The organism is Flaviramulus sp. BrNp1-15 (assembly GCF_022259695.1).
In the GTDB taxonomy this organism is placed as follows: domain Bacteria; phylum Bacteroidota; class Bacteroidia; order Flavobacteriales; family Flavobacteriaceae; genus BrNp1-15.
The window spans coordinates 1,064,827-1,085,520 of the sequence record NZ_CP092099.1; the positions used below are offsets into that span (position 1 = coordinate 1,064,827).

Annotated in this window: 25 protein-coding genes; 9 read left to right on the forward strand and 16 right to left on the reverse strand. The window is 30.3% G+C overall.

The annotated features are described in order from the left end of the window. Nucleotides 1-47: 47 nt before the first annotated feature. On the forward strand, nt 48-467 hold the full coding sequence (locus MBM09_RS04785) for a nucleoside-diphosphate kinase (RefSeq protein WP_238675711.1): 420 nt from the start codon (nt 48-50) through the stop codon (nt 465-467). Nucleotides 468-540: 73 nt separating this feature from the next. Here the strand turns inward: MBM09_RS04785 and MBM09_RS04790 are convergent, their stop codons facing one another. The 6 genes from MBM09_RS04790 to MBM09_RS04815 form a co-directional block, all read right to left on the reverse strand. Further along, nucleotides 541-1,326 carry a nuclear transport factor 2 family protein gene (locus MBM09_RS04790; RefSeq protein WP_238675712.1) on the reverse strand — a complete coding sequence of 262 codons (786 nt, stop codon included), beginning with the start codon at nt 1,324-1,326 and terminating at the stop codon, nt 541-543. A 115-nt stretch (nt 1,327-1,441) separates the two neighbouring features. Next, complete coding sequence (locus tag MBM09_RS04795; RefSeq protein ID WP_238675713.1) at nt 1,442-1,633, reverse strand: cold-shock protein; 192 nt, start codon at nt 1,631-1,633, stop codon at nt 1,442-1,444. Between the two features lie 167 nt (nt 1,634-1,800). Beyond that, nucleotides 1,801-1,992, reverse strand: a complete 192-nt coding sequence (locus MBM09_RS04800; RefSeq protein WP_135876672.1) for a cold-shock protein — start codon at nt 1,990-1,992, stop codon at nt 1,801-1,803. Between the two features lie 159 nt (nt 1,993-2,151). Beyond that, nucleotides 2,152-2,343 carry a cold-shock protein gene (locus MBM09_RS04805; RefSeq protein ID WP_076698245.1) on the reverse strand — a complete coding sequence of 64 codons (192 nt, stop codon included), beginning with the start codon at nt 2,341-2,343 and terminating at the stop codon, nt 2,152-2,154. Between the two features lie 97 nt (nt 2,344-2,440). Beyond that, entirely contained in the window at nt 2,441-2,737 is a 297-nt protein-coding gene (locus tag MBM09_RS04810) for a DUF721 domain-containing protein (protein WP_238675714.1), read from the reverse strand. Between the two features lie 8 nt (nt 2,738-2,745). Continuing rightward, a complete protein-coding gene (locus MBM09_RS04815; RefSeq protein WP_238675715.1) occupies nt 2,746-3,825 on the reverse strand; it encodes a DNA replication/repair protein RecF in 1,080 nt (359 codons plus the stop codon). 139 nt (nt 3,826-3,964) lie between these two features. Here MBM09_RS04815 and MBM09_RS04820 point away from each other — a divergent pair, with 139 nt between their 5' ends. The 8 genes from MBM09_RS04820 to MBM09_RS04855 all read left to right on the forward strand — a co-directional run bounded on the left by MBM09_RS04820 (nt 3,965) and on the right by MBM09_RS04855 (nt 10,347). Next, nucleotides 3,965-4,735, forward strand: a complete 771-nt coding sequence (locus tag MBM09_RS04820) for a tetratricopeptide repeat protein (protein WP_238675716.1) — start codon at nt 3,965-3,967, stop codon at nt 4,733-4,735. Nucleotides 4,736-4,746: 11 nt separating this feature from the next. Beyond that, nucleotides 4,747-5,232, forward strand: a complete 486-nt coding sequence (gene ribH, locus MBM09_RS04825) for a 6,7-dimethyl-8-ribityllumazine synthase (RefSeq protein ID WP_238675717.1) — start codon at nt 4,747-4,749, stop codon at nt 5,230-5,232. 123 nt (nt 5,233-5,355) lie between these two features. Beyond that, a complete protein-coding gene (locus MBM09_RS04830; RefSeq protein ID WP_238675718.1) occupies nt 5,356-5,589 on the forward strand; it encodes a hypothetical protein in 234 nt (77 codons plus the stop codon). Between the two features lie 18 nt (nt 5,590-5,607). After that, on the forward strand, nt 5,608-5,892 hold the full coding sequence (locus tag MBM09_RS04835; protein WP_238675719.1) for a riboflavin synthase subunit beta: 285 nt from the start codon (nt 5,608-5,610) through the stop codon (nt 5,890-5,892). 3 nt (nt 5,893-5,895) lie between these two features. Next, on the forward strand, nt 5,896-7,734 hold the full coding sequence (mutL, locus tag MBM09_RS04840) for a DNA mismatch repair endonuclease MutL (protein WP_238675720.1): 1,839 nt from the start codon (nt 5,896-5,898) through the stop codon (nt 7,732-7,734). Between the two features lie 3 nt (nt 7,735-7,737). Next, a complete protein-coding gene (locus MBM09_RS04845; protein WP_238675721.1) occupies nt 7,738-8,466 on the forward strand; it encodes a rhomboid family intramembrane serine protease in 729 nt (242 codons plus the stop codon). Further along, complete coding sequence (locus MBM09_RS04850) at nt 8,466-9,314, forward strand: rhomboid family intramembrane serine protease (protein WP_238675722.1); 849 nt, start codon at nt 8,466-8,468, stop codon at nt 9,312-9,314. The genes MBM09_RS04845 and MBM09_RS04850 overlap by 1 nt, the downstream gene beginning before the upstream one ends. 4 nt (nt 9,315-9,318) lie before the next feature. After that, nucleotides 9,319-10,347, forward strand: a complete 1,029-nt coding sequence (locus tag MBM09_RS04855) for an endonuclease/exonuclease/phosphatase family protein (protein ID WP_238675723.1) — start codon at nt 9,319-9,321, stop codon at nt 10,345-10,347. Nucleotides 10,348-10,428: 81 nt separating this feature from the next. On the opposite strand, the gene MBM09_RS04860 is transcribed toward MBM09_RS04855, so the two are convergent. From MBM09_RS04860 to MBM09_RS04905, 10 genes are all read right to left on the reverse strand, one after another. Further along, entirely contained in the window at nt 10,429-10,737 is a 309-nt protein-coding gene (locus MBM09_RS04860) for a DUF6122 family protein (RefSeq protein WP_238675724.1), read from the reverse strand. Next, nucleotides 10,737-11,360, reverse strand: coding sequence for a WbqC family protein (locus MBM09_RS04865; protein WP_238675725.1), 624 nt, complete (start codon nt 11,358-11,360; stop codon nt 10,737-10,739). The genes MBM09_RS04860 and MBM09_RS04865 overlap by 1 nt, the downstream gene beginning before the upstream one ends. Continuing rightward, nucleotides 11,360-12,097, reverse strand: coding sequence for a M15 family metallopeptidase (locus tag MBM09_RS04870; protein ID WP_238675726.1), 738 nt, complete (start codon nt 12,095-12,097; stop codon nt 11,360-11,362). Before MBM09_RS04870 ends, MBM09_RS04865 begins: the two co-directional genes overlap by 1 nt. Nucleotides 12,098-12,134: 37 nt before the next feature. Then, complete coding sequence (lepB, locus tag MBM09_RS04875) at nt 12,135-13,709, reverse strand: signal peptidase I (RefSeq protein WP_238675727.1); 1,575 nt, start codon at nt 13,707-13,709, stop codon at nt 12,135-12,137. Nucleotides 13,710-13,776: 67 nt separating this feature from the next. Then, the gene (dapB, locus tag MBM09_RS04880) at nt 13,777-14,481 is read right to left on the reverse strand and encodes a 4-hydroxy-tetrahydrodipicolinate reductase (RefSeq protein ID WP_238675728.1); all 705 of its coding nucleotides are present in this window, start codon (nt 14,479-14,481) and stop codon (nt 13,777-13,779) included. Between the two features lie 28 nt (nt 14,482-14,509). Then, complete coding sequence (locus tag MBM09_RS04885; RefSeq protein WP_238676313.1) at nt 14,510-15,139, reverse strand: DUF5683 domain-containing protein; 630 nt, start codon at nt 15,137-15,139, stop codon at nt 14,510-14,512. Beyond that, on the reverse strand, nt 15,129-16,043 hold the full coding sequence (locus MBM09_RS04890) for a ParB/RepB/Spo0J family partition protein (protein ID WP_238675729.1): 915 nt from the start codon (nt 16,041-16,043) through the stop codon (nt 15,129-15,131). The genes MBM09_RS04885 and MBM09_RS04890 overlap by 11 nt, the downstream gene beginning before the upstream one ends. A 3-nt stretch (nt 16,044-16,046) precedes the next feature. Further along, complete coding sequence (locus MBM09_RS04895; protein WP_238675730.1) at nt 16,047-16,811, reverse strand: ParA family protein; 765 nt, start codon at nt 16,809-16,811, stop codon at nt 16,047-16,049. A gap of 131 nt (nt 16,812-16,942) precedes the next feature. Continuing rightward, nucleotides 16,943-19,321 carry a TonB-dependent receptor domain-containing protein gene (locus tag MBM09_RS04900; RefSeq protein ID WP_238675731.1) on the reverse strand — a complete coding sequence of 793 codons (2,379 nt, stop codon included), beginning with the start codon at nt 19,319-19,321 and terminating at the stop codon, nt 16,943-16,945. 150 nt (nt 19,322-19,471) lie between these two features. Then, nucleotides 19,472-20,614 (reverse strand): AraC family transcriptional regulator, encoded by a 1,143-nt coding sequence (locus MBM09_RS04905; RefSeq protein ID WP_238675732.1) that lies wholly within the window; start codon nt 20,612-20,614, stop codon nt 19,472-19,474. Between the last annotated feature and the right edge of the window lie 80 nt (nt 20,615-20,694).

Here is a 20,694-nt window from a genome sequence, read left to right on the forward strand (position 1 = left end):
TTTTAATTAGAAATACATTACTTTTGCACAAAATTTAAAATAAAGAAATGGCAACAAACAGAACATTTACAATGCTTAAGCCAGATGCTGTTGAGAAAGGACACATTGGTGCAATATTAGAAAAGATTTCAGCTTCAGGATTTAGAATTGTAGCAATGAAATTAACTCAAATGACTAAAGCAGATGCACAAACATTTTATGCAATACATAAAGAACGCCCGTTTTTTGGTGAATTAGTTGAGTATATGACTCGCGGACCAATTGTAGCTGCAATTTTAGAAAAAGACAATGCAGTTGAAGATTTTAGAACTTTAATTGGTGCTACAAATCCTGCTGATGCTGCAGAAGGTACTATTAGAAAAATGTATGCAGATTCTATTAGTGAAAATGCCGTACATGGTAGTGATAGTGACGAAAATGCTGCTATTGAAGGCGCTTTTCATTTTTCTGGTAGAGAGATGTTTTAAAAAAATAAAACATATATCAATAAAAAATCCCGCAACACTGTTGCGGGTTTTTGTTTTTAAGGTTGATAAAAAATTAATTTTTGATGGCCTTTTCAACAATATTTCCTTTTTCTCTAACAATCATTTTAATATTAGGCTCACTATCATTTTTAACAAATTCAAATGTTAAAGGTTTTTCCTTACTGTAAAATGATGATTCAGATTGGGCATAAACACTTATTATCATTTCACCGGCCTTAATTTTTAGGGTTTTATCTTCTATAGAAACAGATATTGTGCCTGTGTGGGTGCTATATTCTCCAATGTAAGAATTAAGTATTTTATCAGGTAATAAAATTTCTTTTTTATCTGTATTTTGAGGAGGTGCCTTATGGTCATAACTTAAAACACGTGTCATTTTCCACTTATTCTCTTTTAATTGCCAAATATTAGTAAACTTTGAAATTCCATCTAAATATTCGGGTTTATTATTTTCCGTGATAAAAAATTGGTGTTCACCAGACATTATAGCTCCATAATTATTTATAGGGTATATTTTTACACTACCAGTAACAACTTCTCTTCTTAATCTCCATTGACCTTTAGAAGTGCATAAGTTTTTATCTGTTACTTTTAAAAAAATTTCAGCTCCTACAGTTAAACCATTTTTATCATGGTAAAATTCCAAATCATCAGATATATAATCTTTTAATATGCTTAAATTACATGTATTAAAACCTTCCCAAAATATACTATCATGATAAGTAATAATGGCTTCCAAATCTTTTTTAGAATTGTTTTGATTTTGAGAATTTGAAATAGTAACACTCAGCATTAGTGTTATGAACAGGAATACTGTAGTTTTTTTTGTTTTTATCATTTTAGAATATATTTTTTTATTTAAGACGATTAAATAGTGTGTTTAGTTACAAAAAACAAAAATCCCGCAACACTGTTGCGGGATTTTTGTTTTCAATAAAGTTAATAAGTATATATTAAACTACTTTTACGTTTACTGCGTTTAAACCTTTTCTTCCTTCTTGTAGATCAAATTCAACAATATCGCCTTCGCGAATTTCGTCGATTAATCCTGAAATGTGAACAAAATGCTCTTTTTGCGAACCTTCTTCTATTATAAATCCGAATCCTTTTGAATCGTTGAAGAATTTTACTGTTCCTTTACTCATGTTTTTAAAATATTAAATTAATTATTAAATGTAATGCAAACTCAATGCCAAATAATAATTAATTGTTATTTAACAATAAGTTAGGTGTGGAAAAGGTAATAAATAAAAAAAAATCTGCCAAAATAATTTTGACAGATTTTTAATTTGTAATTGTTAAAGTATATATCTTAGATTACTTTTACGTTTACGGCGTTCAATCCTTTTTTACCTTCTTGTAAATCGAATTCAACTGCATCACCTTCACGAATTTCATCGACAAGTCCTGAAATGTGTACAAAATGCTCTTTGTTGTTGTCATCTTCTGTTATGAATCCAAAACCTTTAGAATCATTGAAGAATTTTACGGTACCTTTACTCATTTTCTTTAATATTAAATTAATATAATACTGTAAAGGTACAGCCAATTAATCTTATAAATGCTTTATTTTATAGTTATTTTATTTTAAAAGTAATAAACAACAAAAAAGTCTATCAAATTGATTGATAGACTTTTAATTGTAATTGTTAAAGTATATGTATTAGATTACTTTTACGTTTACGGCGTTTAATCCTTTTCTACCTTCTTGTAGATCGAATTCAACATTGTCGCCTTCACGAATTTCATCGATAAGTCCTGAAATGTGTACGAAATGTTCTTTGTTGTTGTCCTCTTCAACGATGAATCCAAAACCTTTAGAGTCATTGAAGAATTTTACGGTACCTTTACTCATTGTATTTGTATTATAAAAATTAAGTGCCAAAGGTAAGATAAATAAGTATACCTTTTTGGTTTTAATAGATTTATTTTAAAATAATTATTTTGTTTAACTATCTTAAAATCAGTTTTTTAATAATTTCTTTACCTAATTCTTCATTAAGCATATTAATTATTTTTTGTTTTCCATAGCTTAATTCTTCTCTTAAAACGCTAGAACTTAATTGAATATATAGAGTTTCGCGTTCTAAATTTACCGAAATTGTGTAGTTGTTTACACCATTTCCCATAAGTTTCGCCCAGGCATCTGCAACATTAACTTTGTTTAAGCCTTTTTCAAGTTTATTGGTTTCTACAAATTCTTTTAATGCGTCAGATATACTGATATGTTCGTTGTTACGTTTTGCCATTTTTTAAATTATAATTTAAAAACCTCATAAGATTGATGTACCTGTTTTACTGCATTTTCTGTTCGTTCTGCGTGTGTATCACTAATAAACAGTTGTCCAAAGTTTTCATTATCTACTAACTTAATAATTTGTGAAACGCGATTTTCATCCAACTTATCAAAAATATCGTCTAACAATAAAATAGGATTCACGCCACTTTGTGCTTTTATAAAATCAAATTGGGCTAGTTTTAATGCAATTAAAAATGATTTTTGCTGCCCTTGACTTCCAAATTTTTTAATAGGATGGCTTTCAATATTAAATTGTAAATCATCTTTATGAATACCTACACTAGTATATTGTAGTGCTTTATCTTTATTAATGGTGTTTCGTAAAAGGGTATTTAAATCATCTTCAAATAAATCACTTTTATATTTTAAATCTACAATTTCATTACCATTACTTATTGCTTGATAACGTTCTTTAAAAATAGGAATAAATTCTTTTAAAAAAGCTTCACGTTTCTCAAAAATTATAGTCCCAAAATCGGTTAATTGATTGTTGTAAACCTCTAAAGTATCAGAATTAAAAGTATGATTTAAAGCAAAATATTTAAGTAAAGCGTTACGTTGTGCTAGTATTTTGTTGTAATTAATTAAATGTGTAAGATAGTTTTTGTCACTTTGCGAAATCACACTATCAATAAATTTTCGGCGGGTGTCGCTGCCTTCAATAATTAAGTCTCTATCGGCAGGAGATATGATTACTAAAGGCAAAAAACCTATATGCTCACTAAATTTCTCATAGGCTTTTCCGTTACGTTTTATAAATTTTTTTTGTCCGCGCTTTAAACTTATTGCTATTTTTTCGGTTTTATCAGCTTTTTCATATTCACCATTTATTACAAAAAAGTCTTCATCGTGCTTAATATTTTGAGTTGCTACCGGATTAAAATAACTTTTTCCGAAGGATAAATGATAAATAGCATCTAATACATTTGTTTTTCCAATACCATTATTGCCAACAATGCAGTTTATTTTATCATTGAAAATGAACGATTTGCTGTCAAAGTTTTTATAATTAAGTAATGAAAGAGATTTTAAAATCATATAAAAAGCAACTTAAATTGTGTTTAAAGGCTTAAACACTTAAAAGAAGTGCAAATTATTGAAAAATATCAAATAAATACCCTTTTAGTTATGAAGAAAAATTATATTTTTGCACGCACAATAAATTAGACAGCAAAGCATGGCGACTTATAAAAAAAGAGGAGGTAAACCACAAACTAAGGTAGAGAAACAACAAAATATTGAAGAAGGTTCTACTACTGCAGAGGTTTTTAATACCCTTGATGAAACGGCTTCAAAAACGGAAGCTTTTGTAGAGAAAAATCAGAAATACATTTTTGTTATTATAGGAGTTGTTGCTCTAGTAGTATTAGGTTATTTAGGTTACAAAGAGTTTATTGCTAAGCCTAAACAAACTAATGCTATGAACGATATGTTTCAAGCACAAAAATATTTTAATGATGCTGTAAATGGTACAGCAAAAGATTCGTTATACAACTTAGCATTAACAGGTGGCGAAGGTAAGTTTGGTATGCTGGATATTATAGAAGAGTATAGCGGAACACCATCGGCTAACTTAGCAAATTATTATGCTGGAACTGCATATTTAAGATTGAAAGATTACAAAAATGCTGTAGAGTATTTAGGTAATTTTAAAAGTGATGATGAAATTTTAGCGCCTTTAGCTAAAGGAAATATTGGTGATGCATTTGTGCAATTAAATCAGCCAGAAGATGCTTTAGGATATTACGAAGAAGCAGCTAAAATGCGCGATAATGAATATACAACACCAATGTATTTGTTTAAAGCAGGTTCTGTTGCGTTAGATTTAGGACAAGCAGATAAAGCTTTAGGTTATTTTAAAAGAATAAAAGACGATTATTCTAATTCTACTGAAGCTGCAACAGTTGATGTGTTTATTGGAAAAGCGCAAGTATTGGCAAGTAAATAATATGTTTACATATGGCTACGGCAAATAAAAATTTATCAGATTACGATAAAGAAACAATCCCAAACGCGAATAGATTTCGGTTTGGGATTGTTGTTTCTGAATGGAACGATAATATTACTGAAGGATTGTTTCAAGGGGCTTATGATGCTTTAATAGAAAATGGCGCATTACCTGCCAATATAATTCGTTGGAATGTACCTGGAAGCTTTGAGCTTGTTTACGGAAGCAAGAAAATGCAGGAACAAATGGTTAATGCAGTTATTGCTATTGGTAGTGTTATTAAAGGTGAAACCAAGCATTTTGATTTTGTATGTGAAGCAGTTTCACAAGGCATTAAAGATTTAAATGTAATAAGAGAAACACCAGTAATTTTTTGTGTGTTAACCGATGATAATATGCAACAAGCCATTGAGCGTTCTGGTGGTAAACATGGTAATAAGGGAACAGAAGCGGCTATTGCAGCTATAAAAATGGCTGAATTACGTAAAAACAGCTAGTCTCATACTTCTAGCTTCATGCATCTTACTCCAACCTTGTTAGGTTTGTTAACAATTTTTGGCATTTCAATTAAAAGTTTCTGTCTATTTTTAAGTACTTTTGGCCTACAACAGTACTAGATTTTGTTTAAACAACGTAAGCATAGAACTTTTAATTATCAACCTCGATTTTCTAAAGAAAATCAGGATGCTTCTAATTTAGATACTGATAAAAACACCAAGGATTTTATCTCCAAATGGCGAGAAAGTAAAGGTAATAGACCAAAAGCTCGAGGTGTTATGCCCATAAAAACTTTAATATTGGTTTTGGTATTATTATTGATTTGTATGTATTTATTAGAAAAGAAATACATGTAACCAAAAAACTTAGAAATCATGGGACTTTTAAAAACGCGTAAAAACAAAAAATTCAGTTATACACCTCGTTATTTTGATGATAAAGGTGAAGGGAATCCGTTTGAAATAAAGCATAAGTTTGATAAGTTTAGAAAAACAGTTGGTGGTAATAAGGGCATAAAAACAAAATTTAACGAAGCAATTGAAGATTATAAAAACCCAGATAAAGCTGCAAACAGACGTATTTTAATTATAGTTGGAATATTAGTTTTAATATTTTTGTTCATTATCGATTTCGATTTATCTATTTTCTTTTCTAAATAATTTATGGCAGACATTATACAGCTTTTACCCGACCATGTAGCAAATCAAATAGCCGCTGGAGAAGTTGTACAACGTCCAGCTTCTGTAGTAAAAGAGCTTCTTGAAAATGCCATTGATGCAGAAGCTACTTCAATAAAACTTATTATAAAAGACGCGGGAAAAACTCTCGTTCAAGTTATTGACAACGGAAAAGGTATGAGTACTACCGACGCCCGTTTAAGTTTTGAGCGTCATGCTACTTCTAAAATTCGTACTGCAGACGATTTATTTCAATTACATACCAAAGGGTTTCGAGGAGAGGCTTTAGCAAGTATTGCTGCTATTGCTCATGTAGAGTTAAAAACAAAGCAAGAGCAAGACGATGTGGGAAATACTATTGAAATTGAAGGTAGTAAAGTGGTGGCACAAGAAGTGGTTGTAACTCCAAAAGGAACTTCGGTTTCTGTTAAAAATCTTTTTTTTAATATTCCTGCGCGACGTAATTTTTTAAAATCTGATGCTGTAGAACTCCGTCATGTAATTGATGAATTTCATAGAGTGTCATTAGCGCATCCTAATATTGGTTTTGCTTTATATAATAATGGTAGCGAAACCTTTAATTTACCGGTTAGTAATTTTAGACAACGCATAGTCAATATTTTTGGTAGTAAAACCAATGAAAAGCTTGTGCCAGTTGAAGAAGATACCGAAGTTTTAAAAATCTCAGGTTTTGTTGGTAAACCCGAATTTGCTAAAAAAACCAGAGGCGAACAGTATTTTTTTGTGAATGATCGTTTTATAAAAAGCGCTTATTTAAATCATGCTATAGCTTCGGCTTTTGATGGTTTGTTGAAAAACGGAACACACCCTAGTTATTTTTTAAACCTGCATGTCGATCCACAAACTATAGATATTAATATTCATCCAACTAAAACAGAAATAAAGTTTGATGATGAACATACCTTGTATGCTTTATTACGTTCGGCAGTAAAACATAGTTTAGGACAGTTTAATATTGCACCTGTTTTAGATTTTGATCGCGACCCTAATTTAGATACGCCGTATAGCTATAAAACTAGTCATACTGATGCTCCAAAAATAGAAGTAGACAGAAGTTTTAATCCTTTTAATGAAGAGAAAAAGACTTTCGCTTACAAAAAAGAACCTGCTACAAGTTGGGAAAGTTTATATGTTGGATTAGAATCTAAAGGAAACGAAACTCAACAAGATTTTAGTGAAGTACATTTTGAAAGTGACCCACAAACCGCTTCAATTTTTAATGATGATAATCAAATTGAGCAAACCAATACTACATATCAACTTCATAATAAATATATAGTTAGTACCATAAAATCGGGTATGTTGGTTATAGACCAGCATCGTGCGCATCAACGTGTTTTGTATGAAGATTTTCTTAAAAACATGACGATAAAAGAAGCTACAAGTCAGCAATTATTATTTCCGCTTCAGCTTCATTTTTCAAAACAGGATATAGAAATTATAAATCAATTAAAAGAAGATTTAGAACATACCGGTTTTGTATTTTCAAACGTTAAAGAAGAATCGGTAGAGGTTACAGGTGTTCCAGTTAGTGTTCCAGAAAGTGAAGTGTCTATTATTTTAGAACAACTTATAAGTGATGTTGAAAATGAGGTGCCCGATAATAATTTTAGTGCTACCGATTTGTTGGCAAAATCTATGGCTAAAAGTTTAGCTATTAAAACTGGGCAATCGTTACAAAAAGATGAACAAGAATATTTAGTAAATAAGCTATTTGCTTGTAAAGAACCTAATGTATCGCCTACTAATAGAACAACATTTATTACCATGAGTGTTGATGAATTAGATAAAAAATTTATTTAGAATATGATGAGGATTTCAGAAACCGTTAAACATTTAATAATCATTAATGTGATTATGTTTATCGGTACTATAGCAATAGGAGAAGGAGTTTTATTTTACGATTGGTTTGCTTTGTATTTTCCAAAAAATGAAGCATTTCAACCTTGGCAAATAGTTACGCATATGTTTATGCACGGTGGCCCAATGCATATTTTCTTCAATATGTTTGCTCTCTGGATGTTTGGTACGCCTGTAGAACAGACATTAGGATCTAAGCGATTTTTGTTTATTTATTTTTCGGCAGGTTTAGGTGCGGTTGCCTTACAATTAGGTTATTACTATTTCAAGTATATACCGATGGAGCAAGAAGCTATGGCTTTAGGCTTTACACAAGAGCAAATAGTAGAAGTGTTTAAAGATGGAAAAGTGTTTAGAGCTATTGGTCAGGAGTTTAACGAAATTTACTATGCGTCTATGGTTGGAGCTTCAGGTTGTATCATGGGTATTCTTGTTGCTTTTGGTATGATGAATCCAGAAGCTAAATTGATGATGATATTTTTACCTATCCCTATAAAAGCAAAATATTTTATTCCAGGTATTATTATTTTAGATTTAATCTCAGGTATTACTGGTCAATCATTTTTTAGCCCAAGTAACACAGCGTATATGGCTCACGTAGGTGGAGCATTAGCAGGATTTATAATTATGTGGTATTGGAAAAAAACACAGTTTAATAGAAACCGCTGGAATTAATGACTTCGCTTTCTCAAGATATAAAACAAAAACTGTCTAATCTTAATGTATTAGAAAAAATAATAGCCATTAATGTGGTTGTTTTTTTATTAGGATTATTTCTTAAATCTGTAATGGGTTGGTTAGAATTACCTAGTAGTTTTTCTGAGTTTATTACTAAGCCATGGACAATTATTACCTATGCGTTTTTACACTACGATTTCTTGCACCTTCTTTTTAATATGCTTTGGTTGTATTTCTTGGGGCGGATGTTTTTAAATTTATTTGGTCCTAAAATGGCTCTTAATATCTACTTTTTGGGAGCAATTTCTGGTGGTGTTTTATTTATGTTGGGGTATACTTTGTTTCCAAGTTTATTTGGTAGTTATTCCAGGTTGTTAGGAGCATCTGCAGCGGTGAGAGCCTTGTTAATTTTTTTATGTGCCCATATGCCCAATCAGGATATACGCTTTTTTACTTTTAATTTAAAACTTTGGTATGTTGGAGCTGCAATAGTTGTTTTAGATGTTATTGGACTTTTTGGAGCTAATTCAGGAGGGAATTTAGCACATTTGGGTGGTGCTTTACTGGGTTATGTTTATGCTAAACAGTTGCTAAAAGGTCATGATATTGGTAAGGGTTTTGAGCGTTTTATGGATAGCATTGTAAGTATATTTAAACCATCTAAAAAAGGCCCTTTAAAAACAGTTCATAAAAATAAAAGTAAGGTTGGAGGTTATACTAAATCTGATTTTAAAGAGTTCAATAATCAAAAGAAAATTGATGTGATTCTCGATAAAATCAGTAAAAGTGGTTACGATAGTTTAACTTCTGAAGAAAAGGAATTCTTATTTAAGGCAGGGAAGTAGTAAGATGAGAAATTTAAGCTTCATAAATAAAATCATCTATTTCATTAATGTTATTGTTGCTATTTTACTTCTATTATCCTATACCTTACCGTTTTTACCACCTAAAACATTTTCATTTCTTTCTGTAGTTAATTTAGGAGTTTCATTTTTAATTTTAGTTAACGTATTATGCTTTTTATATTGGCTTATAAAGCTTAAAAAGCAGTTTGTGTTATCGTTAGTTGTGCTTTTAATTGGCTATTTTTTCTTTGGGTCGTTATATAAATTTTCATCTTCAAAAAGTATAGAAAATCCGGAGAATATAAAAGTTATGAATTATAATGTGAGACTTTTTAATTTGTACGAATGGATTCCAGAAAAAGATATTGAAATTAAAATTGTAGATTTTATTAAAACAGAATCTCCAGATGTTTTAAGTATTCAGGAGTATCATCCACATAAAAACATAAATCTTTCCTTTTTTAAATATAAATATGAACACTTGTCAGGTAAAAAAACAAAATACGGGCAAGCTATCTTTTCGCAATATCCTATTGTAAATTCTGGTTCCATTGAGTTTCCCGATACTGGTAACAACGCTATTTATGCTGATATAGTTAAAGGAACAGATACTATTAGAATTTATAATATTCATTTAGAGTCGTTGCATATTAATACCAAAGTTGAAAGTCTAAAAAATGAAGATTCAGAACGACTTTTTAATAGAATAGGTAGAACTTTTAGTAGGCAGCAATTTCAAACCGAATTGTTTTTAAAACATAAAGCGCAATGTAAATACAAAATGGTGATTTGTGGCGATTTTAATAATACAGCGTTTTCATATGTGTACAGAAAAATTAAAGGAGATTTAAATGATGCATTTATTGAAGCTGGCAATGGTTTTGGGCGTACCCACGATTTTAAATTTTTTCCAGTTCGTATAGACTTTATTTTTGCTGATGAAGCTTTTTCTGTAAATGGTTTTAAAGCTTATAATGAACACTACTCTGATCATTTTCCAATAATGACAACTTTAAGTTTAGAAGCAGATTGATTATCATTCCTAGAAAGCTAGGAATCCACTTTAAAAAAGAGTTTCAATTTGTAAGATTCCTGCCTTCGCAGGAATAACAGGTTACATAAAACTACAATCTGCTAAATCTGCTATAATGTGTATTACTAATCCTAAAGCCACTAATCTGGATTTTTTAGGCACGAGAAGAAATAGGTAGAACAAAATTGCAAAAGACGAATGTAATGGATGAAAGCCAATGCTACATCTGTTGGGGTCGAAAATAGGGTTTGCTAGAAGATGATCTAAATCTATTAAAATACCAGCAAACATGATTAGAAAAGCCATTTTCCAGTTAGATTTATACCAAACCAATGCAACTATTAAAGGTAAAAGTAAATGAATGCCATAATGCGTAAAACTTTGTAGCATTATGGTTGTATTAGGGTTTGCGATTCTAAATAGTTTAATACATTTGGCCCTTCGTTAAAAAGTAAATCTAAAATGCTTAAATTAGAAATAAAACCGTGTTTGTCTCTAAAAACCTGAGTGTAATTATTAAACTGTTGAGGTATTTCTTTTTTAGCATTCACTAAATATCTATAGTCTATTTTATCAGTAATATTTTTTTGGTAAGTTTCCGTTTTATGAATATTTAGATCTAATTGTAAACAGTCGCAAATTACTTCAAAACATTTTAAATTAAAGTCTAAAAGATGCTCAGTTTTTTCAGTAAATAATGTAACTAGTTCATCTTCATAATATTCAAAAAAAGGAGAGGTTCTATAGGCTGAAAGTAATGATTTCCAATGGTTGTCTTGCCATTTTTCTTCATTAAAAATTTTTACGTCTCTATATTTCTGACGATTTTTTTGAGAATGGATAACCGGAATATTTAATGCTAATTTTCCGTTAGCACCGTAAATATAAGTGCGATTACGATAGGTTTGCTTTAGGAAATTGTCATCCATTTCAAAAGTGATGCCTTCTGCATTTACCATAGCTACAAAATGCGCAATATTTGGAAAATATGTTGGGTGAATTATAATTTGCATTAATCTGTTAAAATTGCATTTTTAGCTTCTTCTGAAATTCCATTTACATATCCTGGAATAATATTTAGCTTTTCAGCAAGCTCAGAGCCTTCAAAATTTGTGATGTCTATATAGTTGATATTTGTGTTATAATAATTTAAATATTTACTAGCCAAAGGCATATAAGACCAATGCCATTTTTCTAAATTATAACCCGTTCTTCCTGTCTCTTTATTAGTGTAAACTTGATAAAAACCAAAAGCATGAGCATTTTTTATAAGCCATTCGTATTCTTTTTTGCCTTTCCCATGTTCAAAGTAAGTGTTGCTTAAACTATTTAAATCTATATCCGTTCCCCAATGGTGTCTAGAGGTGGTTGGCATAGAACTATACTCTAAAATTTTTTTTGCTCTATCAAAGGGTTGTAGATTTTTGTATTTGTTCCATTTTCTTTCCCAAATAGTTTTTTGTTCGGTAAAATTTCGAGTTCCAGAAATGATTTTTAAATCAATTCCATCTGCTTTTGCTTGCTTGTACATATCAACAAAAGCAATATAAACTTCATTATTTAAGTAAATGGTTTTTGAAGTATGAATAGGGTTTGCTTTTACAAATAAGTTATTGTTTTTATAATTGAATTTACCTAGTACTAAATCTTTATAAATAGAGTCTTGATTAACCATATTTTGAGAAATAACCTTATTTTGGAGACCAAAAATTATGATAAGAAAAACTATGTAATTTTTTTTTACTCCCATAAAAGATGTTTAGTAGTCTTTTTTTACAAACCTAAACTTACTCTTTTTTTAACCTTTTCCTTGACCAATATCTAAGACCAAAATAAGCAACTAACAATACTATAAAAGGAACAAAATAAGAAGTTGGTTTTCCATTACCACTAACTGTTGTAAAGTAACGCTCCCAACGTGGATTTTTGCCATCCCAACTCATCCAGATAAAAACAGGTTTACCAACAACATGGTTGAAAGGTACAAAGCCCCAACGTCTTGCATCTATTGAGTTATGACGATTATCTCCCATCATCCAATAGTAATTTTGTTTAAAAGTATATGTGTTGGCAACTTCACCGTTAATTAAAATTTGATTGCCTTTTACTTGTAGTGTGTTGCCTTCATATTCGGTAATTACACGTTTGTATAGTGGTAAAACTTCTAAATTTATATCAATAGTTTTTCCTTCTTCAGGGATGTACAACGGACCAAAAAAGTCCACATTCCAATTGTAATTAGGATCATGCGGAAAGATGCTTGGGTCTCTTTCTCCTTCAATCTTTTTATTTGGTGTTATACTTGCAACGTTAGGATGATTTTTAAACTTAGATAAAGCTTCATCTGAAATTGCAGAAAAGTAGTAAGTGTTTTGATTATTTATAATGCCAAAGCCATCTGTAATGTCGTAACGGTCTTTTAAAAACTTTGGACTAAATTGATTTGTTTTAGGTTGAACCAAATAACTAAACTGTAAATGTGCTCTATCCGGAAGTACATTTTTTTCACCGTTAATGTAAACAAAACCATCACGAATCTCTAAAGAGTCACCAGCAACACCAACACAGCGTTTTACAAGATTTGTTTTCTTGTCTATAGGTTTGTAGTAATTTCTATCAGGGGTAAAATTATTCATATCCAACAATGTATCTGCTGGTTGATTGAATACAACTATTTCATTTCTTTCAATTTTTTCAAACCCTGGAATACGTAAATAAGGCAGTTGTAATTTGTTTTTCCATGAATGGCTTCCTTTGTGATCGTCAAATAAATACGATTTCTTTTTTAAAATAGGAATAGTATCATGTACCATAGGTGCAGCAACGGTTGTCATGGGTACTCGTGCGCCATAATTAAATTTGCTTACAAATAAAAAATCGCCAACTAATAAGGATTTTTCTAATGATGACGACGGAATTGTAAATGGCTGAATAAAATAAGTATGCACAATAGTAGCTGCAACAATAGCAAATAGTATTGAGCTTGTCCACTCACCAGAACTCGATTTTGGGTGTATACTTTTATCTTTAACATGTTTAACATCAGCAATATAATTCAAATAAAAATTATAAAAACCTAAAGTAATTACTGCTAAAAAAGTATCTAAATGCGTGTTTTTACCAAAACTTCTTGCGGTTTCAACCCAAACAACAATAAACATAATGAGGTTTACAATAGGTAGAAATAATAGTATAATCCACCACCAAGGGCGATTTATTATTTTCATTAAAACAACACCATTATAAACGGGAACAAAAGCTTCCCAAGCTTGTCTGCCTGCTTTAATGTATAATTTCCAAGTGCCTAAACCATGAATTACTTGAATAATTAATATGAATATAAACCATTGTGTCCACGTCATAATCTTAAAATTTTAATTCTTTTGTTGGTACCAATATCTAATTATATTGTTACATATTAAATGTGTATTAACCAATATTTAACACATCGTTCATGGTGAAAACTCCTGTTTTTCCAACAATCCACTCTGCAGCAATAACTGCACCCAAAGCAAAACCTTGTCTGTTATGTGCTACGTGTTCTATATTTATGGTGTCAACTTCGCTTATATAAGTAATAGTATGCGTTCCTGGAACATCTTCAATACGTTTTGCAACTATAGGAATGATAGATTCACCATTTTCATCTAATTTCCAATTCTTGTAATTCTCATTATTTGTGATAATATCGTTAGCCAAAGAAATGGCAGTACCACTTGGAGCATCGAGCTTTTGAGTATGATGAATTTCTTCCATAGTAACATTGTACTGCTTTAAGTTACTCATCATTTTAGCAAGTGTTTTATTAAGCTCGAAAAAAATATTAACACCTAAACTGTAGTTTGAAGTATAAATAAAAGCACCGTTTTTTTCTTTACATAATTCAACAGCGTTATCGTAGTTTTCTAACCAGCCTGTTGTGCCAGAAATAACAGGAACTCCGTTATTCAAACAATTAGATATATTATTGAATGCTACTGTTGGGATACTAAAATCTATAGCAACATCGGCTTTGGTGATATCATAATCATTATCGTCTTTATCGACTTTTAGAACGATGTCATGACCACGATTTATTGCAATTTGTTCAATGGTTTTTCCCATTCTTCCGTATCCAAGTAAAGCTATTTTCATTTGTGTTAATTGCTAAAACCCTTTAGGGTTAAAATTTAAAATTTAGAGTTAGTCCAAGACTGCTTGAAGCATCAAATTCATCAAACTTATAATGTGGTGCTAAAGATAAATTTTCATCTACATTATATTGCAATAAATGCGCATCTACATTAGCGTCAATAATATTTAAAGCATAAAGTCCAATGGTAACTAAAAGTGATATTTCTTTATTTTTTCTGAAAAATTTTTGAGCACGTTCCAATCCTTCTGTGGTAACTCTGGGTGTTGTTAATTGTTCACCATTGGCACCTAAATAAAATTCATCATTTGTAAATCCGGCTAATCTACTTTTGTAAGCATCTCTATAACGGTTGTACTCTTTGTTATTGGTAACATAAAAATACACACCAGTACCAATCGCACCGTAAACTATAGGGATTTTCCAGTATTTTTTATTGTAGGCTTGCCCTAATCCGGGTAAAATTGCAGAATAAAAAGCTGCTTTAGCAGGAGAGAGCGGGTTAATAGGTTCTCTGGTTTTTATAATTGAATCTATAACAACTTCTTCTGGTAAAACCTCTTCTGGGAGTTGTTTTTTTTTTGAGTCTTTATCTTGGGCTATTAAAGAAAAACAACACGAAAGTATAAGTAAACTTGCTATTAGAAATTTATTTTGAATCACCTTCAACTAATTTTTTAATACGATTAAAATCTTCTTCTGAATGAAATGGAATGGTAATTTTTCCTTTTCCGTTTTTAGAGACTTTAACGTCAATTTTGTGACCAAAGTATTCAGAAAAAGCGGTAATTCCTTTTTTTATGTATTTTGGAACTGCCTCATCTTCTTCTTTTTTTGAAGGTGTATTTTTACTTTCGGAAGTATTTTGGTTTCTAACTAAACCTTCTGTTTCTCTAACCGATAGTTTATCTGAAAGTATTTTTTCGTAAATATCTAATTGAATAGCTTGGTCTTCAACAGTAATTAAAGCACGACCATGCCCCATAGAAATAAAACCGTCACGCATTCCGGTTTGAATAATTGGGTCAAGTTTTAATAAACGTAAATAGTTTGCAATGGTAGAACGTTTTTTTCCAACACGCTCACTCATTTGTTCTTGCGTTAGATTTATTTCATCAATTAAACGCTGGTATGATAATGCAATTTCAATAGGATCTAAATCTTGACGTTGAATATTTTCAACTAAAGCCATTTCTAAAGATTCCTGATCGTTAGCAATTCTAACATATGCAGGAATGGTTTCTAAATTCAATAATTTAGAAGCTCTATAACGGCGTTCACCTGAAACTAATTGATATTTGTTTAACCCTAATTTTCTAACCGTAATAGGTTGAATAATGCCCAACTCTTTAATAGATGAAGCTAATTCGCGTAAAGATTCTTCGCTAAAATTAGTACGCGGTTGAAATGGGTTAACCTCAATAAAATCAATATCTAACTCTACTATATTACCTATAACTTTATCGGCATTTTTATCTTGTACCGATTTTATGTCGTTACTAGGGTCGTTTAATAGTGCCGATAAACCTCTACCTAAAGCCTGTTTTTTAGTTGCCTTAGCCATAATTTAGGAGTTTTTATTGATGATTTCTTTTGCCAAACTTAAGTAATTGTTTGCACCTTTACTAGCTGCATCATAATTAATTATGCTTTCGCCATAACTTGGCGCTTCGCTTAAACGAACATTACGCTGTATAATGGTTTGAAAAACCATGTCGTTAAAGTGTTTTTGCACTTCTTCCACTACCTGGTTTGATAATCGTAAACGCGAATCGTACATAGTAAGAAGTAGTCCTTCTATGTCTAAATCTGGATTATGAATTTTTTGAACACTTTTAATAGTGTTTAAAAGTTTTCCTAAACCTTCAAGTGCAAAATATTCACATTGAATTGGTATAATTACTGCATCTGCAGCAGTTAATGCGTTTAAAGTTAACAAGCCTAATGACGGTGCACAATCAATTAAAATATAATCGTAATCATATTTTATCTCATGTAATGCTTTTTTTAGCATGTATTCGCGTTCATCTTTATCAACAAGTTCTATTTCAATAGCTACTAAGTCAATATGAGCAGGAATAATATCTAAGTTAGGAGTTTCGGTTTTAACTATAGCGTCTTTTGCAGCGTTAGAATGCTCTAAAAGCTGGTAGGTTCCTATTTCAACAGATTCTACATCTATTCCAATTCCAGAAGTTGCATTTGCTTGAGGGTCAGCATCTATAAGTAATACTTTTTTTTCTAGAACGCCTAGTGAAGCTGCTAAGTTAATTGAGGTGGTTGTTTTACCAACACCACCTTTTTGATTAGCAATTGCAATGATTTTACCCATTAAATGATTTGGTTTTATTAGCTGTAAAAATACAATTATTTATGAGGAATAAAAACGGAACTTGTTAACACTTGATTAAACTAAAAGAACAGCTTCTTAGAAGTTGTTCTTTTAGTAAATGAAATCACTAATTAATTTGTTCTTCGTGTTTCTTCAGCATTTCCAAACTGTCTGTTTTTTTCTTTTATTTTTTTGTTACCGAAGTTATAACTTAATGAAAAACGAAGGTATCTATTATTCCTGTTTTGTCCATAAACTTGTCGTACTCCATTTACGTTAGATTCTAAATTATTTAAATAAGATGTGGCAAATACATCTTTAAATACTATCGAAAACTGTAAACTTTTGTGTAAAAATAATGAACTATATCCTAAATCTAGGCTAAATGAATCTCCAACAGAAAATAAATTTGACTTAGCTTTAGAGTTATAATTTGCATCAATTTGTAATCTGTTATTCGCATTTAGTTTTATAGTGTTGTTTGATGCTGCTATGTAAGATAATCCGTTTTGAGGTGTAGCATCAAAAGGTTTTGTAAACTTGCTTTTAATATGAACAAGAATAAAGCTGTTTTGACTTTGTAGCCAATTTAATTTATTATAAATATAGCTTTGTCCTAAGCCAATTGTGTATTCAGTAAAGAAATTATCTCGCGTAACAATCTGCGTATTTTCTTCGATATTTGATGTAAAAATTACTCCTGAAGCGTCATTCATAATATTATAGAAAATATTAGTGGTTAGCTTGTTTTTGTATGTATGTTTTATTTCAAAATTGTTATTAAAACTAGGTTGTAAAAATGGGTTACCTTGATTGTATGTATTGCTACTTACATAAACTCTAAATGGGTTTAAGTGGCTGAATGCAGGACGCTGTATTCTTTTTACATAACTTAAAGAAAAGGTGTTATTTTCGTTGCTATTATGCATAACAAATAGTGATGGGAATAGTTTTGAGTAGTCATTTTTAGTAGTTTGATTCAACTCTAAAGAAAATCCTTCTGTTTGTGTGTTTTCTAATCTTAAGCCTAATTGCAGTTGCCATTTGTCGTTTATTTTTTTGCTTCCGTTTACGTAAATAGCTTGATTGTTTTCTTCATATTTAAATGAATTTGAAACATTAGTATCTAATTCGGCAAAACCAGAAATTGTGTTATAAAAATCAAGTCCACTTTCACTATCAATAGTACTTACTTTAAAACCATAAGAAAGATTTATATTTTTTAAAGGATGCTCCATATCTGCTTTAAAACTTAGATTTTTTATGTGCTGAATAGAATTTGCTAATGCTGAAAGATTTACATTTTGAAATTGATTGTTGGAATCAAAACTTTCGGTTCTAAAATTTCTGCCTTTTTCGGCATCATAAGTAAAATAATCTGCATCAAATGATAGTTTTCTTCCTAACGAATCTAGTTTGGTTATAGCGTGTAAGTTTAAAGAATGACTTATTCTTTCATCAAATTCTTTACCATTATTAATCAATAAAGAATCTATAGTGTTTGAAGTGTTATAAATATTGGTAATACTTCTATCACTAATATCAGGATTGGTTTTATTGCCAAAATATTGAACACCTATAGTTGTGTTTTTTGTAACATCGTAATCTAAAAGTATGCGTCCAGAAAAAGCCTTTTTATGATCTTTAGTATTGATGTCTATATCCCAAGTACTGGTTGGATAATATACTTGAAAATCTTCTTCTCCTCTAATATAACCTCTGGTTTTATCAATGCTTAAAGATAAATTGACTTTGTTTTTGTTGAATAATAAACTGTTTCTAAAGGTTGTAAAATTATAAGTGTCAATATTATGAATGATAGAGGTTGAGTTTTTCCAAGAATTTTGAGTACCTCTTTTTAATACAATGTTTATTAATCCGCCATTTCCAGAAGCGTCATATTTTGAAGGAGGCGAAGTGATAACTTCAATTTTTTTAATATCGCTCGCAGATAACGTGTTTAAATAACTGGTAAGTTCTTCGGCAGAAAGCGGAAGCATTCTATCATTTATCATAACTCTAGAATTGCCTTTACCAAACATATTAATAACTCCATTTTGCACTTGTAAACCAGGAGCTACTTTTAAGGCATCAAGCGCATCTCCATTACTTGCAGTTATGCTATTTTCAACATTAAAAATTATTCGGTCGGGTTTCTGTTCAATTAGTTTTTTACGACTGGTAATTACAACTTCATCAAGCGAATTGGTGTCGGCTTGAAGCGTGATAGTATTTAAATTTATATTGTTTTCTAAGGTGATTTCTTTTTTAAAAGTGGTGTAACCAACATAACTTACAGTAAGTGTATAATTGCCTTTAACAGCATTTAAAGTAAAGTTACCATCAAAGTCAGAGGTAGTGCCAATAATTTTATCGCTATTTGGTTGTGTTAGTATAATGTTTGCCCATACAATAGTTTCGTTTGCATCTACAATGCTTCCTTTTATTTCTATTTGAGAAAAGATTAATAACGGAAAAATTAAGGTGATAAAAATTACAAGTCGTTTCATGATTTCTGATTTTTTTTATGTGATTACATGTTGTTTGATGCAAATATGTATCAGAAAGCAAGATTGTGCGACCGATTAAAAAAAGTCGAACCCTTTTTTAATTAAAAATGAGTTCGACTTTTTTTATTAAAACGTTCGACTTTTTACAAGTCATTGATTTTGAGATGTTTTACGATACAAGGTTGGCGTAACTCCAGTATGTTTTTTAAAAGCTGTATTAAATGAAGATTTTGAATTAAAGCCAACTTCGTATAAAATCTCAAGTATGGTGAGTTTGTTTTTAGATGGATTTTCTAATATTTGTTTGGATTTTTCAATACGATAATCATTTACAAAATCGAAAAAATGCTGTTTCAGTTCTTGATTGATTAAAATAGATAATTCTCGAGAAGGTATTCCTAATTTATCTGATAAACTTTGAACAGATAATGAAGCATCTAAAAAAGGTTCTTCATTAGTCATATAAGTTTTAATCTGTTGTATTTGTTCACTATGCTCGTTATCTTTAGTTGAGTCATTTTCATTAACCATTTCTTTCGATAATTGAAGATTAACACCTATGCCTCTAAATAACTTGGGAGATATTAAGGCCTTAAAAACCAGCCAAAAACTAAAGAATAGGCCAAATAATAATAAAATAACTCTAAAAATATTAACGAAATTCACATCAAAATCTCCAGAATCTCTTATTATTCCTTTTAAAAAGGTTAATGCTTGACCAATCAATATAAAAATGATTAGTTGCTTTAACCAACGGTAATTATAAAAGGCTTCTTTACTGGTGTAATTTTCTAAAAGCAGTTTTCTGTACCTTAAAACATAATATATTTCAGCAATGATATAAGCAATTTCTACAACACGATTTATAGAGTCAATCCATTTAGATTCTATAGTTGCAGAATAATTTGATAAAAAATCAATTTGAGCATCTTTTGAAACCATAAAGAAATTAGGCAACAATATAATAATACTTATTAGCCACGGAAGTAATAGTATTAAGTGTTTAGCTTTAAGCTTAAAATCGGAATATATTACAGAAAGAATATAAAGGAATAACAGCGGATCTTTAAAGCTAGAAATTTGTATTCTTAACATTTCTATTGAAGGCGGAAATTCAATAAAATTATGGTAAAAGAATACGCTAATATCTACAGCGGTAATAATTAAAAAGCTAGCTAATAGTTTATTGCTGAGTTTTTTTGTGGTTTTTACAGTTAATAAAAAAACGGACAAGAGTAAAAACAGAATAACAATTACAAAACTTACAATACTTATTATTGATGTCTTATCCATAATTAAGCTACTTGTTGTTGTTGTTGTTGTTGTTGTTGTTGTTGTTGTTGTTGTTTTACTTTTTCTATATTGAGTAGGTT